This window comes from Micromonospora sp. CNZ303 (genome assembly GCF_004345505.1).
Genome location: NZ_SLVT01000024.1, coordinates 60,927 through 73,774, shown reverse-complemented (window position 1 = coordinate 73,774; position 12,848 = coordinate 60,927). Strand labels below are relative to the sequence as shown.

Below are 12,848 nucleotides of genomic sequence, written 5' to 3'. Positions count from 1 at the left end.
GGGCCGTGGGCGGCGCTCCACCGACGTCCGCCCCGCGGTCAGCCCTCCACCCAGCCGTGCCGTCGGGCCAGGTCCAGCATCCGGGCCCGCACCGCCACGATCTGCGCCCCGGTCAGGTCCGGCACGGAGGTGACCAGCGCCTCGGTGGCCTCCGTGCAGAAGGCCCGCTCGGAGAGCACGTCGCACAGGCCCTCGTCGTCCTCCGCACCGCCCGCAGCCGGCCCGCCGTCCCTGCTGCGCCCGCCGGTGAACGCCACGCCGGCCCGGGAGGGCGCCGCGGTGCCGGCCGCCCCGTTGCGCTCCGCGCCCACGGCAGCGCCCACCACCCGCACCAGCACGGCCTTGGGACCACGGTCGGTCCCCACCGCCTCGTACTCCACCGGGACACCGGGCGTCAGCGCCCACTTGTCGCCGTCCAGCATGTTCGCGTGCACGAACACGTCGTCGCTGCCGTCGTCCGGGGCGATGAACCCGTAGCCCCGCACCTCGTCGAACCGCACCACCTTGCCAGTGAGCATCGCTTTTCCCGCATCCATCCGACCAAAATCCGCGTGCCCCGCCCATGGAACCGGGGCCCGCCCCCAGACTGGCAGCCGCCCGCGCGGCCCGGCACCCGTACCCGACCCCTATGGTGCACCGTACCGTCGGTGCCGGCGCGGCGCGGCTCGCCGCAGCCTCTAGCATCGGCGGACGTGATCGAGCAGATCCTGCCCCCCGCCGTGGCGGTGGCCGAGGCCTTCACGGACCCCGCCGGCCTGACCCTGTTCCCCGAGGAAGAGGCGCTGGTGGCCCGGTCGGTGGAGAAGCGTCGCCGGGAGTTCACCACCGTGCGGCACTGCGCCCGCACGGCCCTCGGCGAGCTGGGCCTCGCGCCGGTGCCGATCGTCTCCGGCGCCCGCGGCGCCCCGGTCTGGCCGGCCGGCGTGGTCGGCAGCATGACGCACTGCGACGGCTACCGGGCGGCGGTCCTCGGCCGCACGACCGCGTTCGCCACCCTCGGCGTGGACGCCGAGCCGCACGCACCGCTGCCCGACGGGGTGCTCGACGCGATCGCCCTGCCGGCCGAGCGGGCGCGCACCGCCACGCTGGGCGCGGCCCGCCCCGCCGTCTGCTGGGACCGCCTGCTGTTCAGCGCGAAGGAGGCGGTGTACAAGGCGTGGTTCCCGCTCACCGGCCGGTGGCTGGACTTCTCGGAGGCGGACATCGTGATCGATCCGGCCGGCACCTTCGAGGCCCGGCTGCTGGTGCCCGGCCCGGTCCTCGGCGGGATCCCGGTGACGGCCTTCGCCGGCAGGTTCCTGGTCGAGCGGGGACTGGTCGCCACCGCGATCAGCATCCCGGCCGTCGTGCCCTAGTCCGCCGTCAGCCTGGTCTTCTGCACCTTGCCGAGGGCGTTGCGGGGCAGCGCGTCGACCAGGCGCACCTCCCGTGGCCGCTTGTGCGCCGACAGGTGGCGGGCCACGAAGTCGATCAACTCGGCCCCGTCCACCCCGTCGCCCACCACGTACGCGGTGACCTGCTGGCCGAGGTCGGGGTGCGGGGTGCCCACCACGGCGGCCTCGCGGACCCCCGGGTGGGCCAGGAGGGCGTCCTCCACCTCGCCGGCGCCGATCCGGTAGCCGCCGCTCTTGATCAGGTCGGTGGACGCCCGCCCGACGATCCGGTGCCAGCCGTCCGGGTCGACGGTGGCGACGTCCCCGGTGCGGAACCAGCCGTCCGGGGTGCGGCTCGCCGCGTCGGCGTCCGGACGGTTCAGGTAGCCGTCGAACAGGGTGGGGCCGTCGACCTGGAGCTCGCCCATCGCCGTCCCGTCGGCGGGGAGCGTGGCGCCGTTCTCGTCGACCAGCCGCGTGCGCACCCCCGGCAGCGGCAGCCCGACGGTGCCCGGCCGGCGCGGGCCGTCCGCCCGGGCGCTCACCGTGATCAGGGTCTCGGTCATCCCGTACCGCTCGACGGGCCGGTGCCCGGTGAGGGTGGCGAGGTCCGCGAAGACGGCCGCCGGCAGCGCCGCGCTGCCCGAGACGAGCAGCCGCGCCGGACGCAGCGCCCGCGCCGAGTCCGGGTCGGCGGCGATCCGGGACCACACGGTCGGCACGCCAAAGTACATCGAGCCGTTGGCCGCGGCGTACCGTTCGGGTCGCGGCCGGCCCACGTGGTGCAGCCGGCCACCCAGCCGCAGCGGCCCGAGCACGCCGAGCACCAGCCCGTGCACGTGGAACAGCGGCAGGCCGTGCACCAGCAGGTCGTCCGGCGTCCACGCCCAGGCGTCGGCCAGCCCGTCCAGGCAGGCGGCGACGGCACGGCGGGAGATCACGGCGCCCTTCGGTGCGCCGGTGGTGCCGCTGGTGTAGAGGATCACCGCGGTGCCGGCCGGGTCCGGCTCGGGGTGGACGGTGTCCGAGCGCCGGCTCAGGTCGACGGGCACGACGGCCCGGCCCGCGCCCTCGGCGGTGCGCTCCGCGCCGGCCGGGACCAGCAGTGCCGTCGCTTGCGAGTCGCGCAGGATGTGGTCGCGCTCCATCGGCCCGGCGTCCGGCGGGACCGGCACGACCGCCGCCCCGGCGGTCAGGGCGCCGACCACCCCGACCACCGTCTCCAGGGTCGCGGTGGCCTCGATCGCCACCCGGTCGACGCCGCGCAGCTCGTCGGCCATCGCCGCGGCCAGGCGGCGCAGCTCCACCCAGGGCACCGCGCGGTCGTCGACACGGATGGCGTCCGGACGCTCGTCGGTGCCTCCCGCGAGCCAGCTCAGCAGCGGCATGACGCGACCCCTCTCCAGCGGCTCGGGCCCGGGCCGGTCCGGCCGGGCGTGCCGCGGCGGCCGGACGACGGGCCCCCGGGACGCCGGTAGGGTCGGTGGGGCGCCGGCGGATCCAGGTGGGCGCGGTGCGCCGCGCCGGCGGGCCCGGAACGACGGTCCTGACCGTAGTCGGGGGCACCCCCGGCCTGCCACCCCTACCGGGCGGCGCGCCGGGTCGTACGGGCGGGAGGTGACGTCGGTGGTCGCGGACGCGACGGCGTGGACGGCGGTACCGGGCGGCGTCCGGGCCGTGGTGCTCGACCTCGACGGGGTGCTGGTCGACAGCCTCGCCGTCGCCAGGGAGGCGTTCGCCCTCGCGTACGCCGAGGTGGTCGGCGACGGCGTCGCCCCGGTCGAGGAGTACTGCCGCCACCCGGGCCGGTACCTGCCGGAGGTGCTGGAGCTGATGGGCCTGCCGGCGACGCTGGCCGGACCGTTCGTGCGGGAGAGCAACCGCCTCGCGCACCGGGTCACCCCCGTCGACGGGGTGCCGGAGCTGCTCCGCACCCTGCGCCGGCGGGGGATCGGGCTGGCCGTGGCCACCGGCCGCAGCGGGGTCCGCGCCCGCGACCTGCTCGGCCGGCTCGGCCTGCTGCCGCTGGTCGACCACGTGGTGGGATCGGACGAGGTGCCCCGGCCGAAGCCCGCTCCGGACATCGTGCGGCGGGCGCTGCGCCTGCTCGGGGCCCGCCCCGGGGAGGCGCTGATGGTCGGCGACGCCCCCAGCGACCTGGCCAGCGCGCGGGCGGCCGGGGTGCTGGCGGTGGCCGCGCTGTGGGGCGAGTCCGACGAGGAGACCCTGCGCGCCGCCGGCCCCGACGTCGTCCTGACCCGACTCGACGAGCTGCTGCCGTTCTGCCCGGCCCGCCGGTGACCGACCCGCGTGGACGCACACCTGCGGTGACCGGTCGGCACCCCTGCCCCCACGCCGTGTTCGCGGTCGGCACCCCTGTCCCGGGCCGGTTTCCGGTTCGATACCCCCGATTTGTCAGCTGATCAGTTGATCGGCACATCGGTTGGCCGGATGATGTCGGGCGTCGGTCGGCCTGGCGCCGGCCGGCCGGCCCGTTCCCACAAGCCGACGCCGCGATCAGCCGAGGGGTCCCGCCCTTCTCGACGGCAACCCGCACGTGAAGGAGGACCACCCCCCATGCCGGTCATCGAAGTCGATCATCTGCAGAAACGGTACGGCGAGAAGATCGCGGTCGACGACGTCTCCTTCACCGTGGAACAGGGCGAGATCTTCGGCGTGCTCGGCCCGAACGGGGCCGGCAAGACCACCACGGTCGAGTGCGTGCAGGGGTTGCGCCGTCCTGACGGCGGCACCATCCGGGTGCTCGGGCTCGACCCGGTCCGCGACCGCACCGAGGTGCGGCAGCGCGTCGGCGCCCAGCTCCAGGAGAGCCAGCTGCCGGACAAGGTACGGGTGTGGGAGGCGCTGGACCTGTACCGGTCCTTCTACCGCAACCGGGCCGACATCGACGAGCTGCTGACCGACCTCGGCCTGGCCGAGCAGCGCAACACCTACTTCCAGAAGCTCTCCGGCGGGCAGAAGCAGCGGCTGTCGGTGGCCCTGGCACTGGTCGGCAGGCCGGAGGTCGCCATCCTCGACGAGCTGACCACCGGCCTCGACCCGCAGGGCCGCCGGGACACCTGGGACCTGGTCGAGCGGATCCGCGACCGGGGCGTCACCGTCGTGCTGGTCACCCACTTCATGGAGGAGGCGCAACGCCTCTGCGACCGGCTCGCGATCATCGACAAGGGTCGGGTGGTGGCCATCGACAGCCCCGCCGGCCTGCTCACCCGGGTCGGCAGCGAGCACCGGGTGCACTTCCGTCCCGCCGAGCCGGTCGAGGACGCCCTGCTGCTCGCGGCGCCCGACGTGACGGGGGTGTCCCGCTACCGCGACGAGGTGACGGTGACCGGCACGAAGGACGTGCTCCAGTCGGTCCTGTCCGTGCTCAACGGGCGCGGGATCGGCTACGACGCGCTGCGGGTCGAGCAGCCCACCCTCGACGACGCGTTCGTCTCCCTCACCGGCCGCTCGGGCCGGACCGCCGCGCAGTCCCCGACCGACGGGAGGTCGTCGTGAGCGCCCTGTCCAAGCTGATCGCCGTCGAGACGAAGCTGTTCCTGCGGGAACCGGTGTCGTTGTTCTTCGTCTTCGCCCTGCCGATCGGCCTGATGCTCGTCTTCGGATTGCCGCAGCGCGCCGGCACGGCCGCCGACACCGGGCAGCACGCCGAGCAGACCTTCCTGCCGTCCCTGGCGCTCGCCCTCACCATCGGCATGCTCGCGCTCTTCACCCTGCCGATGGCGCTCGGCATCTACCGGGAACGTCGGGTGCTGCGCCGCCTGGCGACCACCCCGGTGCAGCCCGGCCTCCTGCTGGTGGCGCAGGTGGTGGTCAACCTGGTGATGGGCGTCCTCGGCGCGGTGGTCACCGCGATCGCCGTGCGGTTCCTGCTGGACCAGCCGGCACCGGCCAACGTTCCCGGCTTCGTGCTGGCCTTCCTGCTCGGGGTGGCCTGCCTCTTCGCCGTCGGCCTGCTGATCGCGGCGCTGGCGCCGTCCGCCCGGGCGGCGCAGTCGATCGGCCCCGCGCTGTTCTTCCCGCTGCTCTTCCTGGCGGGCGCCTGGCTGCCCCGCGACCGGATGCCGAGCGCGCTGGCCGCCATCGCCGACTACTCGCCGCTGGGTGCCACGGTGGACACCCTCGGTGCGGCGTGGGCGGGCGCCAACCCGGAGCTGCCGCAGCTGATCGCCCTGGCGGTGACGGCCGTGGTCGGCTCCGCGGCGGCCACCCGGTTCTTCCGCTGGGAGTGATCCTGCGCACCCGCGTGGCCGGTGCGGGGGACGTCGTGGCTGCCCAGGGCCGTTCCTAGGGGTGGCCTAAGGGTGTCCGCCGAATGTGATCTGGATTACGTTCGGAGCAGAACGGGCGCCCGGTCACCGGACAAGGACGTTCGACCGCGAAGCGTCCGTTCACCCGGCAACGGGTGTCGTCAGGCCTGTGTGGACGCGTCCGCCGTGCGGCGGCTCGTCCGAGGTGTGCGGAATGCGACGGAGGTCGTGCCATGAAGGACGTTTCGCAAGCTGATCCGGTCACCCGGGACGCGGTCGGCGTCATCGACATCGTCCTGGAGGGCGGTCCGGTCGATCTGCCGGCCGACCTGCGCAGCCGCCAGGTGGCGCGGGCGGAGGAGAAGATCAAGGTCCTGCACTACGGCGGGTACGAGCACTTCGAACGGGGCGCCACCCCGCTGGCGGTGGACCTTCCGGTGGTCTTCCGCTGGACCGGTCGGACCCGGATCGCCGAGTAGGGGAAGGGCGGCACCAGTCACATGAGGGCACAGAACCACCGGCCGGGTCCCCACCTGACGGTCAGCGACACGAACGAGGCCATCGCCTTCTACACGGATGTCTTCGACGCCGTCGCGATCGTACGGGAGTGCCTGCTCGACGGGCACGTCCTGCACGCGGAACTGGCCGTCGGCGGCCACCGCCTGACCGTCAGCGAGTGGTACGAGGCGGGCGCGCCGTCGACGGTGGAGAGCCGCGAGGACGTGCTGACCATCGAGCGGACCGACCCCGAGTCGGTGCTGCGACGGGCGGTGGCCGCCGGTGCCCGCGTCGAGACGCCGGCGGATCCGTCGCGCCAGGTGACGCTGCGCGATCCCGCCGGCCTGTGCTGGAGCGTCGTCGGCCCGCAGCGGGCGGCGTAGGCGAACGCCCGCGACGCCCACCGCTCCGCCGGGCCGGCGGTCAGGACTCCGCCCGGGAGCGGTGGGCGTTGCGGGTGCGCAGGGCGAAGAAGAGCGCCGCCGCCCGGCGGACCTCACCCGGCCGTCGGGGATCCGCGGCGATCTCGTGCAGCAGGTCCCGGTCGGCGCGGTCCGCCGCCAGCGTCGTCAACAGCGAGAAGCACTCCCGGGCGGCGTCCCGGCCGCCGGGACCGTCCGCGCCGTCGGACCAGTGGGTGAGCAGCGCCGCCAGCACGTCCGCCCGGAACGCCGGCGCGCCGGCGGCGGCCGTGCCCCGGCCGGCGAGCAGGTGACCCGCGGCGATCGCCCCGACCGGCTCGGTCAGCCGGGCGCGCAGGAAGGCCGGCGTGACGGCGGCCCGGCTGATCGCCTGCAACGCGACGAACCGCGCCGAGCCGGTGTTCATCAGTGTCACCCACTCGTCCGGCTGCCAGTCCCGGGCGAGCGGCCCGGCCGCCAGGTACTCCACCAGGCTGGGCCAGACCGAGGCCAGGGTGTGGCGGTCGGCCCGGAAGAGGTCGGTGGCGAGCAGGATCTGCCGTACCCGCGCGGGCCAGTCGGGCAGCACCGTCGCCGGGGGAGCCGGGGCGTGGGCCGCCGACCAGTCGACGACCGCCGCCACCGGGTCGCCGCCGGCGACGGCGGCGGTCGCCGCCACCTCGACGAGGTCGGTGTGCCGGGTGTCCAGCCAGGCGGCGACCGCCTCGCCGTCGGGCGGGCGGCGCCGCAGCGCCGCGCAGGCGGCGTCGAGGCTGGCCCGGCCGCCGCGCAGCAGGGCGCGGACGAACTCGTCGAGCAGGGCGGCCGGGCCCGTCGGCGTGGCCGCCTCCGCCTGCCCGCCCTCCCAGACCAGCACCGCGACGGTGGCGGTGAGCGGATTGTGCACCGGCCCGGTGATGCGCTGGGCGTGGGTCCAGTCCAGGAACCTGCGGGTCGTGGCGCCGTCAGGGAACCAGCGGGCCGCCAGCAGCGCCACGTCCGCGTCGGTGAAGTGCGCCAGGTGGTACGCCGGATAACCGTCGCCCAGCACGGCCAGCTCGTCCTCCGCCAGGTGCCGCGTGGTCACCAGGACCCGCCAGGGCCTCGGCGGGCCGGCCGGGCCGGGGGAGCGGGCCAGCTCCGCGAGGCGGTTCAGCACGACGGCCCGCTCGTCCGGGTCGGCCACGGCGTCGAGCGCGTCGACGCAGACCAGCCACCGCCGGCCGGGGGCGGGAGCCTGCTCGACGTCGAGCGGGGCGCCGTCGCGCGGGTACGCCTCGGCGAGCGCCGCGGACAGCGGCTGGTGCACCAGGGCGGCGGCCGGCAGGCTCACCAGCACCGGCCCCGGTGGGCAGCGCCGCCGCCGCCCGCGCCCGGCGAGCCACCGTCGCGCCGAGCGGGCGCTCTCGTAGCGCACGAGCGCCGTCTTGCCGCTGCCCGGCTCCCCGATCAGCAGGACGTTGCCGGTGCCGGTGAGCAGGTCCGCCACGTCGACGCCGTCGCCGGACGGGGCGAGCCGTGGCACCGCGCGGCGCGGCACGTACACCTCGGACAGCGGCTTGACGTAGCCCCCGAAGCGGTGCGGGTGGACGATGCCGGCATCGGCCTCCCCGCGCCAGACCGGGCGCAGCGCGGCCCACCAGCCGCGCCGGCCCCGGGAGTGGCGGCGGACGGCGACGGCCGCGGTGACGAGCGCGGTGGCGAGCGTCACCGTGCCGCCGACGACGCTGGCGACCTTGTCCGAGACGTCCAGGTCCATCGCCGGTCAGGACCGCCCGGCGGGCCGGTCCGCCGACAGGTGGTGGGTGCCGCAGCCCTGGCAGTACGCGCCGGTCTGCTCCTCGAGACAGTGCCGCCACGGCGCGGGCGGTCCGGTCGGCGCGACCCGCTGCGCCGGCGGCTCCTGCGGTCCCCACCGGGACGTGTGGTGGGCCACGACCAGGGAGGACTGCGTGAGTCGGGCGTCGACGTCGGGCTTGAGGCGGACCCGGCCGTCGGCGGCGTCCAGGACGTCCACGACGCGGGCGAGCAGGGCGACGTCGTCGTCGCGGCCCGTGGCGTGGGCGAGCGCCACCGCGCGCCCGAGGTGCTCCTCCGCCTCGGCGACCCGGCCCGCCCGGGCGGCGGCCAGCCCGCGCTGGACCGCCGCCGCGTAGTCCTGCTGGCGGGTGTAGTACGCGACGCTCTCGTTGATCTCCGAGTACCGCAGGGCGTCCTCGGTCCACTCCACGTCGATCGGCACCTCGACCGGCGTGGTGGCCGCGCCCGCGTGCACGCTCAGCCAGCCGATGCGCCGGCTCGCCCCGGGCGCCATCGCGTCGACCTCCAGGGCGACGTGGTAGTCCCGCTGGTCGTGCGGGCTCCACGCGCCGACCGGGTAGTCGGTGCCCAGCTCGCCGGCCGGCTCGCCGCGCCCGCTCAGGTCGGCCAGCGCCGGGTGCACCTGCTTGACGAAGCGGACCCGGGCCAGCCCGGTGGTACGCACCCGGAGCCGGACGTCGGGGACCCGTCGGGACATCGCGCGGGTCAGCACCGCCCGGAAGTCGTCGGCGAGCCCGGTGAGGTCCTCGACCGGCACGACGGGGTTGGCGCCCAGCGCCTCCGCGATGCCGAGCAGTTCCGCCGCGTCCCAGTCGTGCACGCCGTCCGCGGAGCCGATGGCGCGGCAGTCGACGGTGAACCGGCCCACGCAGTCGTCCACCGCCGCCCGCAGGTCGGCGGGGAGCTGGGACTCGTTGCGCCCGTCGGTGAGCAGGATGACGTGCCCGATCGCGTCCGGTCGCGTGGCCAGCAGGTGGCGGGCCAGCAGCAGCCACGTGCCGATGGCGGTGCCGCCGTGCGGCGTCACGTGCCGCAACGCCTTGCGGGCGGCGGCCCGGGTGGTCTCGTCGGCGACCGCCAGCCGCCGGTCGACCGGGTAGACCATCGTGGCGTGGGCGGTGCCGGCCACCACCGCGAACGCGACCCCGTCCGGCAGGGCGTCGATGGCCGCGGCGGTGGCACTCCGGGCGGCACGCATCTTGGCCTGGGGCGCGCCCATCGAGCCCGAGGAGTCGAGCAGGATCACCTCCGCGAGGTCGTCGTGCCGGACGTCGGCGTGGACGGGTTCCTCGCCCCGGACGGTGGCGACCACGTCGAGGACCGCCCCGTCGGCGGAGACGCACTCGGTGTGGTGCGCGCGCAGCCGCAGCGGCAGATCGTTGGCGGGGGACACGGGTGACCTCTTTCCGTCGGGGCCGGCGGCCGGGATCACCACCACGTCACCGGCCGGTACGCGTTGGCCAGCTCGACGAGCGCGATCCGCTCGCGCCGGTCGGCGGTGCGCCGGGCGCGGGAGCGGCAGCGGCGCTCGAAGGCGCGGCGGAGGGCGTCCTCGTCGAGCCGGTGACCGAACAGCCGCCGGCCGCCGTGGCGCTCCTCGGTCAGGTCGCAGTCCAGCGCGATCCGCAGGATGTGCGCCTCCACCTCCTCGCGTTCGCCGAACGGGGGCAGCTTGTCGACGATCGCGGCGGCGTCGAGCGCCGTGTCGAGCCGGTGTCCGTCGTCCGGCGCGTCGAGCAGGATGCGCACCGCACAGGTCACCGCCGCCGTCGAGGCGCGGGAGGACTCCGGCACCCGCAGCAGGGCGTCCGCCGCGCTGCGCGCGTCCGCCGTCTCCAGCAGGCAGCGGGCCAGCCCGAACGCCGCGCCCACCACGCCCGGGTCGGCGTCCCACACCCCCCGGTAGTGGTCGGCCGCCGTGCGCGGGTCGCCGTCGAGTTCGCAGGCCACCGCGTACGCGAGCCGCGTGGACACCTCGCCGGGCAGCCAGCCGTAGACCTGCGCGAACCAGCGCCGGGCGGTGCCGGCGTCCCGCCCCACCAGGGCCACCAGGGCGCGGTGCCACCACAGCGCCCAGTCCCGCGACTCCTCGGGGAAGTCGGCGAGCAGCGGGCCGGCCTCGTCCACCCGCCCGGTGGCGAGGTGGGCCCGGACGGCGCGGTAGGTCACCTGCGCGGTGTGCTCCGGGGCGGTCCGCAACAGCTCGATGAGCTCGGCCGGGTCGGCGGCGCCGAGCGAGGCGAGGAACCCGGCGGCCGGGTCGGCGCCGTCGACCAGGGGCACGGGCAGGCCGAGCATGATCTCCACGACGTCCAGGGCGTCGCGGTCGGTGTGCAGGGCGAAGGCGCACGCGGAGGGGCTGAACAGGGTGGACCGGGTCGGCCGGGGCACGCCGTCGGTCGCCGAGCTGACCTGCCGGCGTACGCCCCGGACCTGTTCGCGCATCTCGGCGGCGGCGGCGAACCGGTCCTCCGGCGCGGCGGCGGTGGCGCGGGCGAGCAGCCGCAGGAACGGGTCGAGGCGTGCGGGCACGGGCAGCCGCAGCACGTCCTGCCCCGGCGGGATCCGGGTCACCTCGGTGGACCGGGGCACCAGGGTCAGCGCGGCGAGGGTCCGGCCGACGGTGTAGAGGTCCGACCGCACACTCGGGCCGGCGGGCCCCAGCCGCTCCACCTCCGGCGCGGTGTAGCCCGCGGTGCCCCACGCCGGGCTCACCGTGTTGTCGATGCGGCGGGCCGCGCCGAAGTCGACCAGCTTGATCGGGTCGTTGGTGCCCTGGCCGCCGACCCGCATCACGTTCTCGGGCTTCAGGTCGCAGTAGAGCCAGCCCTGGTCGTGCAGGTACTCGAAGGCGTCGAGGATCTGCACGGCGTATCCCAGCGCCTGCGCCACGTCCACGGCGGTGGACCCGCCGCCCGGGCCGGCCGCGCTGCGGGCCTCCTCCAGGGTGCCGCCGTTGACGTACTCCATCACCAGGTAGCCGGCGTCCCGGTCGGACTCGGGCCGCAGCGCGTGGGTGATGGTGACGATCCTCGGGTGGTTCAGCGCGATCAGCGCCTGCCGCTCGGCGACGAACGCCGCGATGGCCTCCCGGTCCTCCGGGTTGCGCTGCCCCTTCAGCACCCGCCAGGCGCCGTCCATGTCCTCGTCCCGGGCGAGGAACACCCAGCCGACGCCGCCGTTGCCGAGGCAGCCCTCGATCCGGTACCGCCCGGCGCGCAGGTCGCCGTCGGCCAGGGGCGGGGTGAAGGAGTACCGGGTGCCGCAGTCGGGGCAGAAGCCGGCGACCCTGGGCAGCCGGGGACCGCGATGGCGGGGACAGCTCGTGTTGCCGCAGTAGCGGGAGTGCTCGGGCACCACCGCCTGCGACACCACCGCCGTCAGAGGGTCGTGGGGCCGGGCGGTCGGCAGCACGGCCGGTCGCTCCCAGGGCCGGGACGTCGTGCGCAGCGGCCGTGGGCCGACCTCCGCAACCGGGACCGGCCCGCCGGGGGCGCTGAGCCCGGCGCCGGCCCCGACGCACTCGTGCCCCCACAGCCGGCAGAACCCGTCCTGGTCGACGGCGCCGGGGCAGTTGCGTTCCGCGCAGCCGCGGCTCGCCGTCATCGCGTACCCCCGTTCACGGCCTGCTGGTAGGCCCGCACCGCGCGGCTCGCGGCGGTCACGGTGAAGGCGTCGGGGCGCAGCGCGGCCAGCGCCTCCCGGTAGGCCAGCTCGACCTGCGCGTGCTCGGCCCGGCCTTCGTCGGCGGCCTTCTGCCGGTAAGCCTCCAGCCGGCCGGTCAGCTCCACGTGGCAGCCCCGACGCAGCCGGCGCCGCGCGGTGTCGGTCCGCTCGACCGCGCGGTCGACGGCGGCCCGCAGCGAGCCGTCGTCGCGTTCCGGCTGGACGTCCCCCCGCCACCACTGGCCACGGCCCGCCGCCTCGGCGGCGGTGAGCCGGTCCAGCAGCCCGTCGAGCGCGAGCGCCGCCAGGGGATCCGTCCCGTCGCCCAGCCCCTCGCCGGCGGCCTCCGTGGCGAGCTGCCGGAGCCGCTCGACGGAGGAGCGCAGCCGCTGCGCCCGGACCGCCAGCCGGTCCCGGCCGTACGCGTCGACGATCCGGCGGATCCGGGCCACGTGCTCGCGGGCCGCGACCAGGATCTCCTGGACATCCATCGCCTGCACCTGCACCGGCTCGCCGGTGGCGGCGGTGAACCGGACCTCGCAGGGGTCGGTCAGCAGCCGGGCCAGGGCCTCCTCGCCCCCGTCCGTCGACCGGTCGATCCCGTCGAGGTCGTCGACCAGCCGGTCGAGGGCCAGCGACAGGCAGCCGAGCCGGTGCAGCAGGTCCCGGGCCTCCTGCGCGGGCGCGGCGGCCGGGCCGTCGGGCTGCCGGAAGGCGTCGGTGACCAGCTGCTGCACGTCGAGCAGGTGCTCGCAGACCCAGGCATGCGCGGCCAGGGTGGCGTCGAGGCGTTCCCGTACGGCCATCCGCCCACCGCC

At 76.1% G+C, this 12,848-nt stretch carries 12 protein-coding genes; 6 read left to right on the top strand and 6 right to left on the bottom strand.

From position 1 onward, the window contains the following. Nucleotides 1-38: 38 nt before the first annotated feature. Nucleotides 39-536, bottom strand: coding sequence for a cold shock domain-containing protein (locus EV374_RS28685; protein ID WP_132240277.1), 498 nt, complete (start codon nt 534-536; stop codon nt 39-41). Nucleotides 537-692: 156 nt separating this feature from the next. On the opposite strand from EV374_RS28685, the gene EV374_RS28680 reads away from it, so the two are divergent. Next, nucleotides 693-1,355 (top strand): 4'-phosphopantetheinyl transferase superfamily protein, encoded by a 663-nt coding sequence (locus EV374_RS28680; protein WP_132240276.1) that lies wholly within the window; start codon nt 693-695, stop codon nt 1,353-1,355. On the opposite strand, the gene EV374_RS28675 is transcribed toward EV374_RS28680, so the two are convergent. Next, complete coding sequence (locus EV374_RS28675; protein ID WP_132240275.1) at nt 1,352-2,761, bottom strand: acyl-CoA synthetase; 1,410 nt, start codon at nt 2,759-2,761, stop codon at nt 1,352-1,354. The two genes, EV374_RS28680 and EV374_RS28675, sit on opposite strands and share 4 nt — an antisense overlap. Before the next feature lie 238 nt (nt 2,762-2,999). On the opposite strand from EV374_RS28675, the gene EV374_RS28670 reads away from it, so the two are divergent. From EV374_RS28670 to EV374_RS28650, 5 genes are all read left to right on the top strand, one after another. Then, nucleotides 3,000-3,674, top strand: a complete 675-nt coding sequence (locus EV374_RS28670) for an HAD-IA family hydrolase (RefSeq protein WP_132240274.1) — start codon at nt 3,000-3,002, stop codon at nt 3,672-3,674. Nucleotides 3,675-3,950: 276 nt separating this feature from the next. Next, entirely contained in the window at nt 3,951-4,892 is a 942-nt protein-coding gene (locus tag EV374_RS28665) for an ABC transporter ATP-binding protein (RefSeq protein ID WP_132240273.1), read from the top strand. Beyond that, nucleotides 4,889-5,626: an ABC transporter permease gene (locus tag EV374_RS28660; protein ID WP_121397818.1), complete on the top strand. Its 738-nt coding sequence runs from the start codon at nt 4,889-4,891 to the stop codon at nt 5,624-5,626. The genes EV374_RS28665 and EV374_RS28660 overlap by 4 nt, the downstream gene beginning before the upstream one ends. A 251-nt stretch (nt 5,627-5,877) precedes the next feature. Then, nucleotides 5,878-6,123, top strand: coding sequence for a DUF5988 family protein (locus EV374_RS28655; protein WP_132240272.1), 246 nt, complete (start codon nt 5,878-5,880; stop codon nt 6,121-6,123). Nucleotides 6,124-6,144: 21 nt separating this feature from the next. Beyond that, nucleotides 6,145-6,525 (top strand): VOC family protein, encoded by a 381-nt coding sequence (locus tag EV374_RS28650; RefSeq protein ID WP_132240271.1) that lies wholly within the window; start codon nt 6,145-6,147, stop codon nt 6,523-6,525. 40 nt (nt 6,526-6,565) lie between these two features. On the opposite strand, the gene EV374_RS28645 is transcribed toward EV374_RS28650, so the two are convergent. The 4 genes from EV374_RS28645 to EV374_RS28630 are packed head-to-tail and all read right to left on the bottom strand — an operon-like array spanning nt 6,566 to nt 12,836. Further along, nucleotides 6,566-8,302, bottom strand: coding sequence for a hypothetical protein (locus EV374_RS28645; RefSeq protein ID WP_132240270.1), 1,737 nt, complete (start codon nt 8,300-8,302; stop codon nt 6,566-6,568). Between the two features lie 6 nt (nt 8,303-8,308). Then, nucleotides 8,309-9,757 (bottom strand): VWA domain-containing protein, encoded by a 1,449-nt coding sequence (locus EV374_RS28640; protein ID WP_132240269.1) that lies wholly within the window; start codon nt 9,755-9,757, stop codon nt 8,309-8,311. 35 nt (nt 9,758-9,792) lie between these two features. After that, the gene (locus EV374_RS28635; RefSeq protein WP_132240268.1) at nt 9,793-11,970 is read right to left on the bottom strand and encodes a tetratricopeptide repeat protein; all 2,178 of its coding nucleotides are present in this window, start codon (nt 11,968-11,970) and stop codon (nt 9,793-9,795) included. After that, nucleotides 11,967-12,836, bottom strand: coding sequence for a hypothetical protein (locus EV374_RS28630; RefSeq protein WP_132240267.1), 870 nt, complete (start codon nt 12,834-12,836; stop codon nt 11,967-11,969). Before EV374_RS28630 ends, EV374_RS28635 begins: the two co-directional genes overlap by 4 nt. Nucleotides 12,837-12,848 lie beyond the last annotated feature (12 nt).

Excerpts from the sequence above, each read along its gene's own strand:
- EV374_RS28685 (WP_132240277.1), bottom strand. The coding sequence starts at position 536 with ATGGATGCGGGAAAAGCGATGCTCACTGGCAAGGTGGTGCGGTTCGAC.
- EV374_RS28675 (WP_132240275.1), bottom strand. The coding sequence starts at position 2,761 with ATGCCGCTGCTGAGCTGGCTCGCGGGAGGCACCGACGAGCGTCCGGAC.
- EV374_RS28665 (WP_132240273.1), top strand. The coding sequence starts at position 3,951 with ATGCCGGTCATCGAAGTCGATCATCTGCAGAAACGGTACGGCGAGAAG.
- EV374_RS28655 (WP_132240272.1), top strand. The coding sequence starts at position 5,878 with ATGAAGGACGTTTCGCAAGCTGATCCGGTCACCCGGGACGCGGTCGGC.
- EV374_RS28650 (WP_132240271.1), top strand. The coding sequence starts at position 6,145 with ATGAGGGCACAGAACCACCGGCCGGGTCCCCACCTGACGGTCAGCGAC.
- EV374_RS28645 (WP_132240270.1), bottom strand. The coding sequence starts at position 8,302 with ATGGACCTGGACGTCTCGGACAAGGTCGCCAGCGTCGTCGGCGGCACG.
- EV374_RS28635 (WP_132240268.1), bottom strand. The coding sequence starts at position 11,970 with ATGACGGCGAGCCGCGGCTGCGCGGAACGCAACTGCCCCGGCGCCGTC.
- EV374_RS28630 (WP_132240267.1), bottom strand. The coding sequence starts at position 12,836 with ATGGCCGTACGGGAACGCCTCGACGCCACCCTGGCCGCGCATGCCTGG.